This window comes from Sphingomonas nostoxanthinifaciens, assembly GCF_019930585.1.
In the GTDB taxonomy this organism is placed as follows: domain Bacteria; phylum Pseudomonadota; class Alphaproteobacteria; order Sphingomonadales; family Sphingomonadaceae; genus Sphingomonas_I; species Sphingomonas_I nostoxanthinifaciens.
The window spans coordinates 3,511,478-3,529,101 of record NZ_CP082839.1 but is presented as its reverse complement, the minus strand read 5'-3'; the positions used below and the strand labels follow the sequence as shown (position 1 = coordinate 3,529,101).

Sequence of the window (17,624 nt, the reverse complement as noted above, 5' to 3'; positions counted from 1 at the left end):
CGGGCATGGCCGAACGCTTCGAACGACACCGCCAGCCGTGGCGGCAGGACGAGATCCAGAAACTGCACACGCTCGCCAAGAAGGGCATGGCGCTGAAGGCGATCGCCAAGGCGCTCACCCGGAGCGAGGAATCGGTCAAGGAGCGCGCCAAGCTCGACGGCCTGTCGATCGCCAAGCTGCACTGAGCGGATTGCGCGAGGTCTGCCGTCACCCCGGCGCAGGCCGGGGTCCAGGCCCGAGCTGCCGGACTGGATCCCGGCCTGCGCCGGGATGACCAATGGGTTGAGAGATGCCGTTGCCTGCTTCATCGACCTTTGACGCGATCATCCTCGGCGCGGGCGCGGCCGGGCTGATGTGCGCGGCGCAGGCCGGGCAGCGCGGCCGGCGCGTGCTGCTGGTCGATCATGCCGATCGGCCGGGCAAGAAGATCCTGATCTCCGGCGGCGGGCGGTGCAACTTCACCAACCTCCATACCGCGCCCGATCGCTACCTCTCGGCCAATCCGCATTTCGCCAAGTCGGCGCTCGGCCGCTACCAAGCGGAGGATTTCATCGCTTTGGTCGATCGTCACGGCATCGCCTGGCACGAAAAGACGCTCGGCCAGCTCTTCTGCGACGGATCGGCGGCGCAGATCGTCGACATGCTGCTGGACGAATGCGCCGCCGGCCAGGTCGAGCTGGCGCTGGGCTCCGCGCCGGGCGCGATCGAGCATCGCGACGCGCGCTTCGTCATGACGCTCGGCGCGCGTACTGTCGTGGCGCCGGCTCTGGTGATCGCGACCGGCGGCCCGTCGATCCCCAAGCTCGGCGCAACCGGCTTCGCCTACGATCTCGCGCGCCGCTTCGGGCTCAAGGTGGTCGAGCCGCGCCCGGCGTTGGTGCCGCTGACGCTCGGCGGCGCGGACCTGTTGTTCCGCGAGTTGTCGGGGGTCGCCGCCGAGGTGGTGGCGCATTGCGGCAAGGCGGCGTTCCGCGAGGCGGCCTTGTTCACCCATCGTGGCCTATCCGGCCCGGCGATCCTGCAGATCTCGTCCTACTGGCGGAACGGCGCGGGGATCGCGATCGACTTCCAGCCCGGCCGCGACGAGGGCTGGCTGCGCGCCGCCAAGCGCGCCAACCCGCGCACGACCTTGCGCCGCGCGCTGGACCTACCCGAGCGGCTCGCGGTCGCGCTCGCCGAGCGGATCGGGCTCGACGGCGAGCTCGCCAACCTGCCCGACGCGAAGCTGGCCGAGGCCGAGCATCGCCTCGCCCGCTGGCCGTTCACGCCCAACGGCAGCGAGGGCTTCGCCAAGGCGGAGGTGACGGTCGGCGGCATCGCCACCGCCGGCCTGTCGTCGCAGACGATGGAGGCGCGGAGCGTGCCCGGCCTCTACGCGATCGGAGAAGCGGTGGACGTCACCGGCTGGCTTGGCGGCTATAATTTCCAGTGGGCATGGGCGAGCGGCTGGGCCTGCGCGCAGGCGTTGTGACGCGCGCCGCGGTGCTCCTGCGTTCGCAGGAGCACGGAGTGGGCTACAGCTTCGGCCCGAACGAGGGTGGCAGGTCGCGCACGCCCCAGCTCTTGTTCGGCGTCGCGCCTAGCGTGAAGTCGAGCGTCCCGCCCTTGGCGATGAAGTCCGGCCCCAGCCACGATGCGGCGTGCGGCCGGCCGTTCACCGTCAGCCCCTGCACATAGGGTGCGTCGGTCGCGGCGCCCGCGGCGCGGATGGTGATCGTCTTGCCGCCCGCGCGCGTAACCACCGCCTCGTCGAACAGCGGCCCCGCCAGCATCAGTTCGGCGCGACCCGGATAGAGCGGATACAGGCCGAGCGCGCTCCACACATACCAGGCCGACATCGTGCCGAGATCGTCATTGCCCGGCAGGCCGTCGGGCCTGGTGTCCCACAATTTCACCAACGTCTCGCGCAAGGCCGCCTGCGCCTGCCACGGCTGTCCGAGGAAATTGTAGAGCCACGGCGCGCCGATCGAGGGCTCGTTCGCCATCTCGGCGTGCAGGTCGCCCGCGCGCGTGACGGCGAGCGCACCCGTCTCGTCGTGGAACAGCCCGTCGAGCCGCTTCAGCGCAGCGTCGCGCCCGCCCATCGCCGCGAACAGCCCGGCCGGATCGAACGGCACCATCCACAGATATTGCGCGCCGCTGCCCTCGACGAAGCCGTCGTCGTCGGCGGGATCGAACTTCGGCCAGCTGCCGTCGGCGTTGCGCGGCTGGATATAGCCCGCCTCGGGCGTCGCCCGGGGATTGTAGAGGTTGCGCCACCAGCCCGAGCGCGCGCGCATCCGTGCGGCGTTGGCGCGGTCGCCGGCCTGCAGCGCCAGTTCGCTCAGCCCGAAATCGGCGGCGGTCATCTCCAGCGTGTCGGCGGCACCACCCCAGCCGGGCGCGCCGACCGGCATGTAATGGAGCGACAGCCAGCGATCGAGGCCGGGTCGCTGACCGACGCACAGCACCGGGCAGCCGGTCTTGGACAGGTCGCCCGGCGTCGGCACCGTCGCCGCCTTGAGCAGCGAGGCGTAAGCGCGCTTGAGATCGAAGCGGACGCCGCCGAACGCGCGGATCGCCGCCAGCGTCTGCGGCGAGGGGTCGCCGTTCATCACCCCGGTCGCGCCGGTGATGTGCGTCCAGCGATCCCACACGCCACCATTCTGGTCGGCCTGGTTGAGCAGCGACTGCGCGAAATCGGAGCCGAGCTGCGGATCGAGCAGGGTGAGCAACTGCACCTGCCCGCGATAGACGTCCCATCCGGAATAATTGACGTACTGGGCGTGCTGGCCGGGGCTGAGCGGATGCGCCTGCTTGTCGAAGCCGCGATAGCGTCCGTCGACGTCGCTGTTGAGGTTCGGCGCGGAGAGCGCGTGGTAGAGCGCGGTGTAGAACACCGCCTGCTGCTCGTCGGTGCCGCCGGCGACGCGGATGCGGCCGAGCCAGTCGTTCCACGCGGCCTTGGCCGAGGCGCGCACCGTCTCCAGCGTCGTGCCGTCGGGCGCTTCGGCGGCGAGATTGGCGCGCGCACCGGCCTCGTCGACATAGGAGATGCCGATGCGCACGGTGACGGGCGCGCCGTCCTTCGCGTCGAACGTGATCCAGCCGCCCGAACCCTTGTCGCCGGGAGGCGCGCCCTCGCTGCCATAGGTGGTGCCGCCGTGCGCGCTGGTCGCACCCTTGGTGACGACGCGGTCGGTCCACGTGCCGCCGACCGTGAACGGCCGGTCGAACATCGCGACGAAGTGCAACGTATAATAGCTCTGGCGCCGATCGGGGGCGAGCGTGCCGCAGAAATTGCCGCTGGAAACCGAGCCCGCGACGGTGCGATGCGCGGCGTCGATCGTGATGGCCGCATCGTTGCTGCCGACCGCGCTGTCCGACGTGCGGATCAGCAGGGCGGCGCGCTTGTCCTTCGGCCAGGTCAAGCGGCCGACCGAGGTGCGCAATGTCGCGCCCAATTCCACCTTCACGCCATTGTCGAGCGCGACGTCATAGGCGCCGGGCGAGGCATGTTCGTCGGCATGCGCGAACAGGCTGGCATAGCGCGTCGCCGCCTCGACCGCGGCGGGCGACATGCTAACGCCGCCGGTGATCGGCATGAACGGGATATCGCCGTTGGTGCCGGCGCAGCCCGTGCCCGAGACGTGGGTCAGGCTGAAGCCCTGGATGCCGTTCGCCCGCCATTCGTAGCCGCCCGCGCCCGGCACCGGCATCGCCTTGCCCGGCAGCGGCGTCTCGACCGGCGAGAAGGACGCCATGCCGAACGGCAGCACCGCGCCGGGGAAGACGTTGCCGCCATTGACGACGCCCGGCCCGCGATTGGTGGTGCCGACGAACACGTTGACGCGTGCGGCCGGATCCGCGACCGGCGGCGGGGCGGCGATGAGCGAGGGGGCGAGGAGGGCGAACCCGGCGGCGGCGACGATCCTCTTGCTCACCCTCGTCAATAATCCTTCTTGTAGCGCAGCGCGACGTTCGATCCGCCGAACGATCCGGTCTGGCTGAGTACGCTTAGCGCCTTTGACAGGGAGATTTCCAGCTGCGTCGCGGTGAAGCCGCGCGCATCGGTGACGATCTCCACATAGACGTTGTTCGAGATATACTTGCCGGCTGCCAGCGACGTGCCCTGCCCGGTCGACTTGTCCGCGCCCAGCACGCGCAGCCGGTCGATCCCCGCCACGCTGCGCAACTTGCCGAGCGGGTTCAGCCCGCCGCCGCCCGAGCCGCGCAGCGAGTTGAGCGCGGCGGCGAGCTGGATCGCCTGCGTCGGCGACAGCGAGGTCACCGAACTGCCGAACAGCAGTCGCGACAGCACCTCGTCCTGCGGCAAGGTCGGCGTCGAGGTGAAGCTGATCTGCGGCGCCTGCGCATAACCGCCAATGTTGATCGTCGCGGTGACGCCCTCCACCGTGGTCGATGCGGCGATGTCGAGCGCGGGATTGGTGAACTGCGCGCCCTGGAAGGTGATGACGCCGTGATCGAGATCGAACCGGCGGCTGGCGAAGCTGAACGTGCCGCGCACCACCTCCAGCTTGCCGGTGATCTGCGGCGCGGTGCTGGTGCCGGTGACGTGCATGTCGGTGCGCCACTCCGCCTCCAGCCCCATGCCCGAGACGAAGATGCGATTGTCGGCGCGCAGGCGGATGTCGAGCTTCCAGTTGCTCGGCAGCGCGTCGGCCTCACCGGCGGCGGGCGGCTGCACGCCCTTGCGGCGCACGCCGGTCAGCACCGGCACCGCGGCGGCCCCCTGCTTGACGATCGCGTAGCGCGCCTCGGGGATCGTGAGGTCGCCTTGCACCAGCCCGCCATTGGCCTTGCTGTTGGTGACGTGGAGCGAGCCCGACACGGTCGCGTCGATATCGTCGCCATGCGCGAGCTGGGCATTGTCGAGCTTCGCCGTCACGTCGATCGGGAAGCCGCTGGCCGCGGCGATGCCGACATTGCCGCTGGCCGAGAGCGTGCCCTTGCCGGCGCGCGCGGTGAGGCTGTTGAGCTGGAACTGCGCCTGGGTGAAGCGGCCGTCGATCGCGATATTGGTCAGCAACGTGCCGTAGGTGCCGTTCTCGTAGCGGAGCGTGCTCGCGCGGATGATGCCGGTGACGGTCGGCTGGCTGACGCGCCCGCCGAAATCGGCGCCGATCGCGATCGGGCCGGACAATTGCTGCTTGGCGATGCCGGTCAGCGTCCACAGCACCTCGGCCGGCCCGTTATAGCGGATGCCGCCCGACAGCGGCGCACCCATCAGTCGTTCGGTCAGGCTCGCGCCCGCGCCGAGCGGCGCGAGGCGCGCCTGCAGCCGCCCGACCGTCGCGCCCTGCCGGCGGATGATCGCGCGCGCGTCGCCGCCATTCTGGTTGAGCGTGGCGAGCAGCGCGATGTCGACCGGATCGGAGACGGTGAGCGCGGCGGTTCGGCTGAAGCCGTTGACGTCGATGCGCGCGCGCACGTCGGGCACCGTGCCGCCGCCGACATAATCCACCGTGCCCGATGCCGCGCCGCCGAGGCCGAGCGCGGGCATGAACGCCTCGCTGATCGACAGATCGAGGTTGCGGATCACGGCGTGGAGGCGCGGCGCGGTGCCGTAGCTGCCACTCAGGTCGATCTGGCCCTGCGGCAGGACGATGGTGGCGGGCTGGAGCGTCCAGGCGGCGCCGGCCTTGGTGACGATCGCCGGCTGGGCGAGGCGGATGGCGATGCCGTTGACCGTGCCGCGCAGGTTGGCGATGACGCGCGTCGGGCTCAATGTCGCCTGCGCCGCGACGTCGAACGGTGCGCCGGCCTGTCCGTTGGCGACGAGCTGGACCGAGCCGGCGCCGTTGCGATAGTCGATCTTGCCCTGCGCGCGGGCGAGCGCGGTCGTGCCGTAGCGCACGTCGCTCAGCGCGAAGCTGCCTGTGACCGACGGCGTGCCGCCCGAAGGCAGCAAGGCGGTCGCCTGGATGCGCCCGCTGCCGATCGTGACCAGCATCGGCCCGGGCAGCTTGGCCGCCTGCGCGCGCACGTCGACGATCGCCTGCTGCGCCTTGCCGACCGCCGCCAGCCGCACCGTGCCGTTGAGCCCCGACCCGTTGAGCGTCAGCAGCCCGGCGAACGGCCCCGCCGCGGTCTGCACGACGCTGCCGCCGAAGCGGATCCCGGCAAAGGTCGCCTGCGCGATGTCGAACGCCATCGGCCCCTTGCCGGTGCGGATCGTCACGTCGGCGGCGAACGGCCCATAGGCCGATTGGCCACGCGCCTGCACGCGATAGCCCGCCGCGGTGCCTTGCAGCGTCGCCTCGAGCCCGGTGACGCTTGCGCCGAGCCCCGGCCGGGCGGCAACAAGCCGCGCGACCGGCTTGGCGATCGTGCCGCCCGCGTCGAGCGTGAACGGCCCGTAGGCGGCCGACTGGCCGACCGCGTGGAAGCGGATGCGCCCGTCCGGGCGATAGCCGCCCGCGCCGCCGGTGATGCGGAGCTTGGGCGCGGTCAGGCGCAGGTTGCGCAGCGTGGCGCCGCCGGCGAGATCGTAGCCGACGTCGGCGGTGATCAGCGCGTTGCCACCGAGCTGGTCGCGCACGCTGGCATTGTCGAACCGGCGCGTGACGATCTTGACCTTGCCGGCGATGGCGAAGCCGTTGTTGATGCCAGGCACCAGCTTGGCGTCGGTCGTCAGGTCGATGCGACCGAGACCGTTCACCTCGTAATCGTTGACGCGACCCTTCAGCGCGCCGGTATATTTGCCCTTCGCCAGATCGGCGAGGATGATCGCGGTCGCGTCGACCCGGTCGGAGCGGACGCGCAGATTGTCAGTCGCGACCTTGCCATTCTCATAGGCGATGTCGCCGTCGAGCCGCAGGTGGGTGAGCAGGCTGCCCGCCGCCGCATTGACGCCGGTGACCGCGCCCGCAGTGGCGTGCACCGGCACGGTGATGCGGTTGGCGTCGATCTTCGCCTTGCCCTCGACATCGAGGCGGCTGACCCCGGTGGCGCCGAAGCCGATCGCGGCGGCGGAAACCTTATAGTCGACGGTCGGTGTCGCGAACGGTCCGTCGAGCGTGGCCGACAGCTTGACGTCGCGGCCGCGCACGTTGGGTGCGATCACGCCGGGCGTCAGCAGCGCCGCATCGACGTGGAAATTGCCGAGACGGCTGTTGGCGAGGTCGATCAGGCCCGCCGCCTTTACCGCCAGCGCATCCGAATGCGCGGCAAGCGTCGTGTCGATGCTGCGATTGGCGAGCTTGGTGCGCAGGTCGATCGTGATCGCAGGCTCGGTCAGCCGCGCCGCCGGCCCGGTCAGGATCAGGCCGGGCCGCACCGATCCGGTCGTGTGGAAGTCGCCATTGGCGCCGTCGACCGTCAGGTCGGCCAGCCGATCGGTGCCGAGCAGGCCGGTGGCCTTGCCCTGCCAGTGCGCCCAGTCGCCCTTGCCGCCGACGGTCAGGTCGATCGGGCGGCCGAGCTTCGCATAGCTGTCGAGCACGCCGCCTTTCGGCGCGGACACATGCGCGTCGAGCGCGAAGCGGTTGGCATCGGGCACCGCGTCGAGCATCAGGTGGAGCCGGTCGCCGCCGGCCACGCCGATCGCGCGGATCGCGGCGGCATCGGTGTTGATCTGCGCGCGCCCGTTGGCGATCGTCGCCGATCCGACCATGCTGACGATGTGGCGCTGGCCGGTCACCGGCGCCTCCAGCACGAAACGATCGATCTTCATCCGGCCGAGCGTCAGGTCGATGTCGGGCAAGGTCGGCGTGCCGGGCGGCGAGGGCGGGGTCGGCTTCAGCACCGGCTTGCGGATGAAGGTGACAAGCCCGGCCGACAGCTCGCGCACGTCGATCTTGGAATGGAGGTAGGCAAACGGCCGCCAGTCGACCGTCAGCGCGGGCGAGGTGAGGAACGAGCCCTGCGCGTCGCGCACGTCGAGATCGCGCAGCACCATCCGCCCATAGATCGAGCCCTCGATCCGGCTGGTGTGGACCGAGATGCCCGACGCGGTCTGGAAGCCCGCCAGCCGATCGACGAGGAAGCGCTTGCCGGCCGACGTATTAAGCCCGAGCACGACGACCACGACCAGCAGTACGAGTGCCGCCAGCGCGATGCCGATCCATTTGGCGATCCGCAGCGCCATCAGAACGCCTGCCCGATCGAGATATAGATCGCGACCTTGGATTCGCCGGGCTTGCGGCCGAGCGGCGTCGCGATGTCAAACCGCATCGGCCCGAAATTGGTGTAATAACGCGCGCCGATGCCCGCGCCGTAGCGCATCCCCGACACGCTGGGCATCGAGCTTTCGCCGACGCGGCCGGCGTCGAGGAACGGTACGATGCCGTAATTGCCGAAGCGGTAGCGCGCCTCGAACGCGAATTCGGTGAGGCTGCGGCCGCCGATCGGATTGTTGTTCTCGTCCTTCGGCCCGAGCTGCTGATAGCCGAAGCCGCGCACGGATCCGCCGCCGCCCGAATACAGCCGCCGCGACGGCGCGATATCGTGGCGGCTGGCGCCGATGATCGAGCCGACCCGTGCGCGCGCCGCCAGCACGAGGCTGCCGCCGATCGGGTAATAGCCGCTCGTGTCGGCCAGCATGTTGAGATATTTGTCGAAGCCGCCGCCATTCTGCTTCTGTGCGGTCGGCGTCACCTTGGCGCTGATGCGGAAGCCGTGGGTCGGATTGAGCAGGCTGTCCGACCGATCATAGCCGACCTGCAGCGGCAGGCTGGCGAGATAATAGGTCGCCTTGGGATGCTGAAGGTCGCTCGGGTCGAACGGGTTTTCGCGCGAGACGCTCAGGTCGACGCCCGCCGAATAGGTCCACACCTTCTGCCAGATCGGCGTCGACTGGCGCGCGAGGCTGGCGGAAAGGTCGACCGTGTCCGCGCTATAGGCGGCGAACCGTTGCCGGCTGACGGCCAGCCCGGTCTGGAAGGTGCGGTCGCGCAGGCCCGCGTCGGAGCGGCGGAAGGTGGCGGCCAGCGCCTGCTGCTGCGTGCCGGCGGTCGCGTCGAGGATCAGCGCGCCTTCGGGCGGGAAGAAATTGCGGTTCTGCCACTCGCCGACCAGCTTGATGCCTTCGCCGGTGCCGTAGCCGCCGCTGCCCGACAGGGTGCGCGACGGTCCGCGCTCCTGCCGCACCAGCACGTCGACGATCTGCGTGCCGTCGGGCGCGATGACGCCGGTCGGCACCGGCTCGACCGAGGCGGTGGAGAGCAGGCTGGTGCCGATCAGCGCCTGGCGCAGGTCGTCCGCCTTGCGGCTGTCGTATAATTGGCCGCGTTCGAAGCGCGGGAAGACCAGCAGATGGTCGATCGTGAAGACCGGATCGCCGACCGTGCGCAGCGTGCCGAAGCTTGACTTGGTGCCCGCATCGACCGGCAGGGTATAGTCGCCGACCGGCTGGACGTCGTCGAGCAGGATGTCGCGCTGGCCGACCTTGACGAACGGATAGCCCTGCTCGGGCAGATGCAGCGAGATATGCGCCTCGGCATCCTCGATGTTCTGCGCCACGATCGGGTCGCCGACATGCGCGCTGAACGCCTCGGTCGCCAGCCGGTGCGGCTCGGGCGCCAGGCCGGTCAGCGTGATCGAGCGGAGATGATATTGGTTGCCCGGTACTGCGGTGACCGTGACCGGGATCGCCTGCCCCGGCGCGGCGGCGGCGGGCACGGCTGCGCGTGCGGTGCCGTCGAAATAGCCTCCGGACGTCAGCAGCCGCTTGGCGAGTTCCTCGTCCTCGGCGGCGCGCGCGCGGATCTGCGCGGCATTGGCGGCCTTCTTGCCGTCGTGCAGCAAAGCGGACAATTCCTTGAAGCGCGGCTCGACCCCGATCGCCTTCATGCCCGAAATCTGCACCTCGTAGCGGACCGCGCTCGGCTTGGCCGAGGCGGCGGCCTGCGCGGCGGTCTGCGCCGGCGGGGTCGGATCGAAGGTCGCGAGCGGGGGGAGCGGCGTGGTCAGGTCGGCCGGCGCGGGATCGACCACCGTCGCGGGCGAAGCCGTTGCGGCGGGCGCCGGTGGCGGAGCGGTGGCCTCCAGCGGCGGCAGCGCTTCGTTGAACGCGCGGTCGTCGAGCGGCGGGCTGGCGGGGGTCGGTTTCTGAGCGGACGCGCTAGCGGCGGCCAATGCGCCGATCGCAAATACCGTGTGGATGCCTGCAACGAGGCGAGAGCGCGCGGCGCAGGGAAGAGAAATCGTGCTGCTGGTCAAATTGTTGCCCCGGCGCACTAAACGGCGGATTACGCGACGGGTTCCGCGCCGCAGCACCTATCCCTGGCGGGCGAACCACGGCTCCATCCGCGCGATGGCATCCTCGACCCGATCGGTGGAGACGGCGAAGCTGAAGCGCATGAAGCGATGGCCGTCGACCGGATCGAAATCGCGCCCGGGCGCCGTCGCGACGCCGGTTTCACGCAGCAATGTCTCACACATGGCGAGGCTGTCGTTGGTCAGGTGGCCGACGTCGGCATAGATGTAGAAGGCGCCGTCGGGCGGCGCGATCCGCTGCAGGCCGAGTGCCGGAAGCGCCGCCAGCATCAACTGGCGATTGCGCGCATAGGTCGCGACATGGCCTTCGAGTTCGTCGCGCGCGTCGAACGCGATCAGCCCGGCATGCTGGGCGAGGCTGGGCGGCGTCAGGAACAGCGCCCCCATCCGCGCCCGCGCGATGTCGATCATGGCGGGCGGCACCACCAGCCAGCCGAGCCGCCAGCCCGCCATGCTGAAATATTTGGAGAAGCTGTTGACGATCAGCGCGTTGGGCGCGTGCTCCAGCATCGAATGGACCGGGCCGACATAGCTCAGCCCATGATAGATTTCGTCGGAGACGATCCGGATGCCGCGTCGCGCGCACACGGCGGCGATCGCGGCCATCTCCTCGTCCGAGATGATCGTGCCGGTCGGGTTGGCCGGGCTGGCGAGGATCAGCCCATCGGGCGCCGGATCGAGCGCCTCCAGCGCGGCCGCGGTGATCTGAAAGCGCTCGGCCGGCCCGCACGGCAGCTCGATCGGCTCCAGATAGAGGGCCTTCACCGTGTTGCGGTAGGCGACGTAGCCGGGCCGGGCGAAGGCGATGCGCGCACCCGGCCGGAACAGGCACGACAGGGCCAGCACGAAGGCGGGCGAGGCGCCGCAGGTGAGGATCACCTGCTCGGCATCGACCGCGACGCCATAGGCCTCGGCATAATGGTGCGCGATCCGCGCCTTCAGGCCGGGGCTTTCCCAATAGCCCATGCCGTCGGTGTCGAGGATGCGGTGCGCGGCTTCGATCGCGACGGCGGGCGCGCCGGTCGAGGGCTGGCCGAATTCCATGTGGATCACCGGCTCGCCCGCCGCCGACATGCGGTGGGCGAGGCGGCTGATGGCGATGGCGTGGAAGGGTTCGATTTCGGCGACCATCCACGCTCGCTACGGTCGCGCTGCGCGATGGACAAGAGCTGCCGTCCTTGCCATGTGCACCGCACAAAATCGGAGAGCGGAACGCATGGCACGCAAGGTGTACGCGGATGCGACGGCGGCGCTGGACGGCGTGCTGTTCGACGGCATGACGATCGCCAGCGGCGGCTTCGGCCTGTGCGGCCTGCCCGAGCGGCTGATCGAGGCGATCCAGGCGGCGGGCGTGACGCGGCTCACCTTCGCCTCCAACAATGCCGGCATCGACAATGAAGGGATCGGCAAGCTGCTGCGCACGAAGCAGGTCGCCAAGATGATTTCCAGCTACGTCGGCGAGAATAAGGAGTTCGAGCGCCAATATCTGTCGGGCGAGTTGGAGGTGGAATTCTGCCCGCAGGGTACGCTCGCCGAGCGGATGCGCGCGGGCGGCGCGGGCATTCCCGGCTTCTATACCAAGACCGGCGTCGGCACCGCGGTGGCCGAGGGCAAGGAAGCACGCACGTTCGACGGCGAGGACTATATCCTCGAGCGCGGCATCGTCGCCGATCTCGCCATCATCAAGGGCTGGAAGGCGGACGAAAGCGGCAACCTGATCTTCCGCAAGACCGCGCGCAACTTCAACGCGCCCGCCGCCACCTGCGGCAAGGTGTGCGTGGCGGAGGTGGAGGAGATCGTGCCGGTCGGCAGCCTCGATCCCGATGCGATCCATCTGCCCGGCATCTACGTCAACCGGCTGATCCTCGGCGCGCCCTACGACAAGAAGATCGAGCAGCGCACCGTGCGCCAGCGGGAGACGGTGTGATGGCCGAAGATACCAAGGGCTGGACGCGCGACGACATGGCGGCCCGCGCCGCGCGCGAGCTGCGCGACGGCTTCTACGTCAATCTGGGCATCGGCATCCCGACGCTCGTCGCCAACCATGTGCCGCCGGGCGTCGAGGTGACGCTGCAGAGCGAGAACGGCATGCTCGGCATCGGCCCGTTCCCTTATGCCGGCGAGGAGGACGCCGACCTCATCAACGCCGGCAAGCAGACCGTCTCCGAGCTGCCGCAGACCAGCTATTTTTCCAGCGCCGACAGCTTTGCGATGATCCGCGGCGGCCATATCGACCTCGCCGTGCTCGGCGCGATGGAGGTGTCCGAGGGCGGCGACATCGCCAACTGGATGATCCCCGGCAAGATGGTGAAGGGCATGGGCGGGGCGATGGACCTCGTCGCCGGGGTGAAGAAGATCATCGTCGTGATGGAGCATGTCGCCAAGGACGGTAGCCCCAAGTTCATCCCCGCCTGCACGCTGCCGCTGACCGGCCGCAACGTGGTCGACATGATCGTGACCGATCTGTGCGTCTTCGCCCGCCCCGATCATGCCAGCCCGTTCGCGCTGATCGAGCTGGCGCCGGGCGTCACCGCCGACGAGGTCGCCGCCAAGACGAGCGCCCGCTACGAGGTGCGGCCCGACCAGGGCTGAGCCACGATAGCCTTGGTCGTTACGATCTAGGCGGCGGGACGGAGGATGCCCGCGCGGCGACGCATCGTCGCGCCGACCAGCCCCAGTCCGCCGATCATCATCGCCCACGTGGCGGCCTCGGGCACCGCAAGCGGCGTCGTCGGCCCGAAGGCCACATGGTAGCCGAGCTGGAGCATGTCGGGCGTGAAGATGGTCGGCGTCCCGCTGGTATAGGTCATGCTGTAGGCGATGCCGGTGAACGAGAAGGCGGTCGGGGTCAGATCGTTCAGTGCCGATGCCGCAAGGAGGCCGTTGCTCAGGTTCGTCTGGACGGGCGCGCCGGTATAGTCGCCGCCGATCCCGGTGAAGCTCAATTGCCCGGTCCCGCTGACCGTGCCCACCGTGGAGGGCCTGATATCCAGGCTGACATATTCATAGCCGCCGCCCACGCTGGCCGGATCGCTGGTCAGCGTCACCGCCGCGCCGCCGAGGAAGCTGATCGTGCCCTGCACGATATCGCCCGGATGCAAGTTGAACGTCGCGGCCGGCAGGATGATCGAGGTGATCGAACTGACCGTGGTCGCGGTCGCCGGGTCGAGGACGGGATCATAAATGAACACGTCGGCTGACGCCGCGGTGGCAACGCAGGCCAGCGCGGCGCACAGGATCGGCTTAATGGCGTTCATCGGATAGTCCCCCCGGAATATTGCAACGGCCGCTCGCCCGCCGCGTCGGCAAGCGCCCCGCGACCTGCCCGAAGGCGAGACCGGCGACCTGCGAGACTTATTCCCGTTGCGGCGATCATCAAGCGGATTCGGGCTTGTGCGAATAGAACAAATATAGTACAAAGGCGATGGCTGTACGCCAACCGCTCTTTGCATCGCGCATCGTCTATCCCCTCTCGGCCGCCGCGCGGCATCGGGAGAGGGGAGGTGGGGGTTCACGTAGCGTCACCTTTGTCACCTTCCGCGGGGGTCATGCCGCCGTCTGACGTCGACACCGATTCGGCGACCGTTGAGGGCCACGGTCGAATGCGGTAGGATCGTCGCGACGGAGAGGCGCCATGCGTGGACGGTTCTGCACCCTGCCGACCATTTTGATGTTGGCCGCGACGGTCGTGCACGCCCACCCATCCGGATATGTCACCTGGGGCAAGCCCGGCGTGACGCTCGATCAATATGCGCGCGACGCGACCGAGTGCGCCGATACCAGCTACACCACGCCGGTCTTCCTCAGGCCCGAGACGGTGCGGCAGCTGGATGCGCTCAGCACCGCGCAGATCATGCACATGATGACGTCATTCGACATGATGGGATCGCAGGGCTCGGCCACGGCATATTTCACGTCCTGGCATGAATTCGGATCGGAGAACGACATCGCCCGCCGCAGCAACACGTTCGGCGCGCATTATGTAACGACGGCGCGGTTCGACGTGGTCGGCGAGCTGCAGGCGGCGCTCGATCGCTGTCTGGCGGGTCGCGGCTACGTCCGACTGCGTCTTAGCGACGCGCAGGCCGAGCGGCTGTCGCGCCTGCATCGCCACACGGCGGAGCGGACGCGCTATCTGCATTCGCTCGGTTCGGATGCGGAGATCGTGGCGCGCCAGCGGCTGGTCCTGACGTCGGCACCGTGACCCGAACGGTCAGGCGGCCCCTTCGGAATCCAGCGCATAGCCGGCCGAACGCACCGTGCGGATCAGATCGGGCTGATCGCTCAGGTTGATCGCCTTGCGCAGGCGGCGGATGTGGACGTCCACCGTGCGCGGCTCGATGTCGCTGTCGCGGCCCCAGACCGAATCGAGCAGCCGCTCGCGCGAGAAGACGCGGCCGGGATGTTCGAGGAAGTGGCGCAGCAGCCGGAACTCGGTCGGCCCGAGCGCCAGTGCGATGCCGTTGCGCCGCACCTTGTGGTCGGCAATGTCCATCTCGATGCCCGAATAGGCCAGCCGTTCGCCGGCAAGCGCGGGACGCACCCGGCGCAGCACGGCGGCGACGCGCGCCACCAGCTCGCGCGGGGAGAAGGGCTTGGTCACATAATCGTCGGCGCCGGTCTGCAGGCCGCGAATGCGGTCCTCTTCCTCGCCGCGCGCGGTCAGCATGATGATCGGCACGTTGGCGGTCGCCGACGAGCGGCGCAGGCGGCGGCAGACCTCGATGCCCGACAGCCCCTCGATCATCCAGTCGAGCAGGACGATGTCGGGCGCCTGCTCGACGGCGAGCAGCAAAGCTTCCTCGCCGTCGGAGGTGCGCTCGACCTGATGGCCTTCGCGTTCGAGGTTCCACGCCAGCAATTCGGCCAGCGCGGCATCGTCCTCGACCAGCAATACGCGCGCACCCGACATCAGGCGGTGGGGGCGAGCGCATCCGCGCCGCGCGCGCGCTCCGCGAGCTGTTCGCCGGTCGCCGCGAAATAGATCATCTCGGCGATGTTGGTCGCATGATCGCCGATCCGCTCGATATTCTTGGCGATGAACAGCAGGTGGGTCGACGCGGCGATCGTGCCGGGATTTTCCATCATGTAGGTCAGCAGCGCGCGGAAGAGGCTGTTGTAGAGATCGTCGACCGTGCGGTCGCTCTCCGACACCAGCTTGGCCGCGGCGGCGTCGCGCGCGCCATAGGCGTCGAGCACGTCCTTGACCATGCTGCCCGCGGCGGTCGCCATCGCCGGCAGGATCGCGAGCGGCTCGATGCCGTAGGCGTCCTGCAGCAGCGGCACGCGCTTGGCGATGTTCTTGGCATAATCGCCGATCCGCTCGATCACGCCGGCGATCTTGAGCGCCGCCAGCACCTCGCGCAGATCGTCGGCGAGCGGCGCGCGCAGCGCGATCGTGCGCTGCACCCGCCGTTCGAGCTCGATCTCGAGCGCGTCGATGCGCCGATCCTCGTCGACGATTCGCGCGGCCGCCTCGAGATCCCGACGCAGCAGCGCCTGGATCGCGCCGTCTATCGCCGCTTCGGCATAGCCGCCCATCTCGGCAACGAGCGCACGCAGCTCGGCCAGATCCTCATCGAATGCCTTGATCGTATGTCCGGTGGTCGCCATTCGCGCCTCTGCTTTTCTGCCACTGTCCCATGTATGGCCAAGGCGAAACTTTTATGACAGCAACTAGGGTGCGAGCGGAAGGTGCGCGCTGACAGTCGTGCCGCGGCCAACCTCGCTCACGATCTCCAGCCGCCCCCGATGCCGCTCGACGATATGCTTGACGATGGCGAGGCCGAGCCCCGTGCCGCCGATCGCGCGGCTGCGGCTGGGGTCGGCGCGATAGAAACGCTCGGTCAGTCGCGGCAGGTGCGCCGGTGCGATTCCGTCGCCCTGATCGGTCACCGAAAAATGTGCCTGAAGCCCGTTCACGCGAAGCGCGGCGACGATCGGCGTGCCGTCGCGTCCATATTTGAACGAATTGCTGATGACGTTGTGGATCAGCTGGTGAAGCTGCGCGCGATCGCCGATCACGGTCGCGTGATCGGCGGCGTCGATCTCCAGCCGCTCGCCGTCGCGGCGCGTGCTGCGGAACTCGTCCGCCAGCTCGCGCAGCAGCGGGCCGATGTCGATCCGGTCGCGCGGCGCATAATAACGGTCGGCCTCGATCCGCGACAGCGACATCAGGTCGTCGATCAACCGCTGCATCCGCCGCGCCTCGCCCTCCATGATCGACAGGAAACGCAGGCGCGTCGTGGCGTCTTCCTGGCCGTTGGCATCCTCCAGCGTCTCGATGAAGCCGATCAGCGAGGCGAGCGGGGTGCGCAATTCGTGGCTGGCATTGGCGACGAAATCGACGCGCATCTGCTCGGCGGCGCGCTGGGCGCTGCGGTCGGTCAGGCGCAGCAGGCGGCGGCCGGGGCGGATCGTGCCGGCGGTGAGCTCCCACAGGCGATCCTGACCGCCGAGCCCGCTCAGCGCCACCGGGCCCTCCTCGTCGCCGCTCAGCACCGGGCCGGCGGCCGGGTGGCGTAGCGCGAGCCGGACATAGTCGCCGACGATATGCTCGCCCAGCAAGGCGCGCGCGGCGGCATTGGCATGGGCGACGTGATATCCGTCGAGCACGATCAGCGGCTCGCCGATCGCCTCGATCAGTTCGTCGGTCGGGTCGTTCGGCGGCGGGCGATGCTCGCGATGCGGCCCGGCGCCGAGTCGGGAGAAACGGCGCAGGACCATGTCAGGCGCCGATCCGCTCCAGCGCGGGCACCAGCGCGTCGAAATGGTCGATCAGCAAAGTCGCGCCGAGAGTTTCGGGTGGCCGGTCGGTGAAGCCGAACGTCACCGCCACGCAGGGAATGCCGGCGGCGCGCGCCGCATCGGTGTCGCTGATCGAATCGCCGACGAAGGCGGCGGTGCCGCCGCCGGCCTGCGCGATCGCGGCATGGACGGGCGCGGGGTCGGGCTTGCGCTGCGGCAGCGTGTCGCCGCCGACGATCGCGGCGAAGCGACCGTCCCAGCCGATCGCGCTTACGAACATGCGCGCCAGATCCTCGAGCTTGTTGGTGCAGATGGCGAGTCGCACGCCACGCGCCGACAATGCGTCGAGCGCGGCCTCCACCCCCGGATAGGGCCGGCTGCCGTCGGCGATATGCGCGCGATAATGATCGAGGAAGATCGGGAAACCGCGCTCGACCAGATCCTCGTTCACTTCGCCGGTCGCGGCGAGCCCGCGCTCCAGCAGGGCCCGCGCGCCGTGGCCGACCATCGCGCGCACCGATTCGGGTGGTACCGGCGCGCGGCCCAGCGCCTCCAGCGCGTGGTTGAGCGCTGCGGTGAGATCGGGGGCGGTGTCGGCCAGCGTCCCGTCCAGATCGAACACGACGACGGCGAAGGGGAAAGCGGCGGCCATGCGCGCG

General features: G+C 69.3%; 14 protein-coding genes. 5 read left to right on the top strand and 9 right to left on the bottom strand.

Features of this window, described 5'->3' with window-relative positions:
* The first annotated feature begins 5 nt into the window (after positions 1 to 5).
* The gene (locus K8P63_RS16775) at positions 6 to 185 is read left to right on the top strand and encodes a hypothetical protein (RefSeq protein WP_223797146.1); all 180 of its coding nucleotides are present in this window, start codon (positions 6 to 8) and stop codon (positions 183 to 185) included.
* Between the two features lie 167 nt (positions 186 to 352).
* Positions 353 to 1,471, top strand: a complete 1,119-nt coding sequence (locus K8P63_RS16770; protein WP_263282734.1) for a BaiN/RdsA family NAD(P)/FAD-dependent oxidoreductase — start codon at positions 353 to 355, stop codon at positions 1,469 to 1,471.
* A gap of 43 nt (positions 1,472 to 1,514) precedes the next feature.
* Here the strand turns inward: K8P63_RS16770 and K8P63_RS16765 are convergent, their stop codons facing one another.
* The 4 genes from K8P63_RS16765 to K8P63_RS16750 form a co-directional block, all read right to left on the bottom strand.
* Complete coding sequence (locus K8P63_RS16765) at positions 1,515 to 3,923, bottom strand: GH92 family glycosyl hydrolase (protein ID WP_223797144.1); 2,409 nt, start codon at positions 3,921 to 3,923, stop codon at positions 1,515 to 1,517.
* A 5-nt stretch (positions 3,924 to 3,928) separates the two neighbouring features.
* Complete coding sequence (locus K8P63_RS16760) at positions 3,929 to 8,089, bottom strand: translocation/assembly module TamB domain-containing protein (protein ID WP_223797143.1); 4,161 nt, start codon at positions 8,087 to 8,089, stop codon at positions 3,929 to 3,931.
* The gene (locus K8P63_RS16755; RefSeq protein WP_223797142.1) at positions 8,089 to 10,077 is read right to left on the bottom strand and encodes an autotransporter assembly complex protein TamA; all 1,989 of its coding nucleotides are present in this window, start codon (positions 10,075 to 10,077) and stop codon (positions 8,089 to 8,091) included. The genes K8P63_RS16760 and K8P63_RS16755 overlap by 1 nt, the downstream gene beginning before the upstream one ends.
* A gap of 141 nt (positions 10,078 to 10,218) precedes the next feature.
* Entirely contained in the window at positions 10,219 to 11,349 is a 1,131-nt protein-coding gene (locus K8P63_RS16750) for an aminotransferase class I/II-fold pyridoxal phosphate-dependent enzyme (protein ID WP_223797141.1), read from the bottom strand.
* 85 nt (positions 11,350 to 11,434) lie between these two features.
* Here K8P63_RS16750 and K8P63_RS16745 point away from each other — a divergent pair, with 85 nt between their 5' ends.
* Both K8P63_RS16745 and K8P63_RS16740 read left to right on the top strand, forming a co-directional pair.
* Positions 11,435 to 12,145: a CoA transferase subunit A gene (locus K8P63_RS16745; protein WP_223797140.1), complete on the top strand. Its 711-nt coding sequence runs from the start codon at positions 11,435 to 11,437 to the stop codon at positions 12,143 to 12,145.
* A complete protein-coding gene (locus tag K8P63_RS16740; protein ID WP_223797139.1) occupies positions 12,145 to 12,810 on the top strand; it encodes a CoA transferase subunit B in 666 nt (221 codons plus the stop codon). The genes K8P63_RS16745 and K8P63_RS16740 overlap by 1 nt, the downstream gene beginning before the upstream one ends.
* A gap of 26 nt (positions 12,811 to 12,836) precedes the next feature.
* Here K8P63_RS16740 and K8P63_RS16735 read toward each other — a convergent pair whose 3' ends face one another.
* Positions 12,837 to 13,475, bottom strand: a complete 639-nt coding sequence (locus tag K8P63_RS16735; RefSeq protein ID WP_223797138.1) for a PEPxxWA-CTERM sorting domain-containing protein — start codon at positions 13,473 to 13,475, stop codon at positions 12,837 to 12,839.
* A gap of 377 nt (positions 13,476 to 13,852) precedes the next feature.
* Here K8P63_RS16735 and K8P63_RS16730 point away from each other — a divergent pair, with 377 nt between their 5' ends.
* Entirely contained in the window at positions 13,853 to 14,422 is a 570-nt protein-coding gene (locus K8P63_RS16730; protein ID WP_223797137.1) for a hypothetical protein, read from the top strand.
* Positions 14,423 to 14,431: 9 nt separating this feature from the next.
* Here K8P63_RS16730 and phoB read toward each other — a convergent pair whose 3' ends face one another.
* The 4 genes from phoB to gph all read right to left on the bottom strand — a co-directional run bounded on the left by phoB (position 14,432) and on the right by gph (position 17,617).
* A complete protein-coding gene (gene phoB, locus K8P63_RS16725; protein ID WP_223797136.1) occupies positions 14,432 to 15,130 on the bottom strand; it encodes a phosphate regulon transcriptional regulator PhoB in 699 nt (232 codons plus the stop codon).
* Entirely contained in the window at positions 15,130 to 15,831 is a 702-nt protein-coding gene (phoU, locus tag K8P63_RS16720) for a phosphate signaling complex protein PhoU (RefSeq protein WP_223797135.1), read from the bottom strand. Before phoU ends, phoB begins: the two co-directional genes overlap by 1 nt.
* A 63-nt stretch (positions 15,832 to 15,894) precedes the next feature.
* The gene (locus K8P63_RS16715) at positions 15,895 to 16,944 is read right to left on the bottom strand and encodes a sensor histidine kinase (protein WP_223797134.1); all 1,050 of its coding nucleotides are present in this window, start codon (positions 16,942 to 16,944) and stop codon (positions 15,895 to 15,897) included.
* 1 nt (position 16,945) lies between these two features.
* On the bottom strand, positions 16,946 to 17,617 hold the full coding sequence (gene gph / locus K8P63_RS16710) for a phosphoglycolate phosphatase (RefSeq protein ID WP_223799860.1): 672 nt from the start codon (positions 17,615 to 17,617) through the stop codon (positions 16,946 to 16,948).
* Positions 17,618 to 17,624 lie beyond the last annotated feature (7 nt).

Bases quoted from the DNA above. Each gene is read 5' to 3' on its own strand.
- K8P63_RS16770 (WP_263282734.1), top strand. From the start codon at position 353: ATGTGCGCGGCGCAGGCCGGGCAGCGCGGCCGGCGCGTGCTGCTGGTC.
- K8P63_RS16730 (WP_223797137.1), top strand. From the start codon at position 13,853: ATGCGTGGACGGTTCTGCACCCTGCCGACCATTTTGATGTTGGCCGCG.
- gph (WP_223799860.1), bottom strand. From the start codon at position 17,617: ATGGCCGCCGCTTTCCCCTTCGCCGTCGTCGTGTTCGATCTGGACGGG.
- K8P63_RS16775 (WP_223797146.1), top strand. From the start codon at position 6: ATGGCCGAACGCTTCGAACGACACCGCCAGCCGTGGCGGCAGGACGAG.
- K8P63_RS16745 (WP_223797140.1), top strand. From the start codon at position 11,435: ATGGCACGCAAGGTGTACGCGGATGCGACGGCGGCGCTGGACGGCGTG.
- K8P63_RS16715 (WP_223797134.1), bottom strand. From the start codon at position 16,944: ATGGTCCTGCGCCGTTTCTCCCGACTCGGCGCCGGGCCGCATCGCGAG.
- K8P63_RS16750 (WP_223797141.1), bottom strand. From the start codon at position 11,349: ATGGTCGCCGAAATCGAACCCTTCCACGCCATCGCCATCAGCCGCCTC.
- phoB (WP_223797136.1), bottom strand. From the start codon at position 15,130: ATGTCGGGTGCGCGCGTATTGCTGGTCGAGGACGATGCCGCGCTGGCC.
- phoU (WP_223797135.1), bottom strand. From the start codon at position 15,831: ATGGCGACCACCGGACATACGATCAAGGCATTCGATGAGGATCTGGCC.
- K8P63_RS16740 (WP_223797139.1), top strand. From the start codon at position 12,145: ATGGCCGAAGATACCAAGGGCTGGACGCGCGACGACATGGCGGCCCGC.
- K8P63_RS16735 (WP_223797138.1), bottom strand. From the start codon at position 13,475: ATGAACGCCATTAAGCCGATCCTGTGCGCCGCGCTGGCCTGCGTTGCC.
- K8P63_RS16760 (WP_223797143.1), bottom strand. From the start codon at position 8,089: ATGGCGCTGCGGATCGCCAAATGGATCGGCATCGCGCTGGCGGCACTC.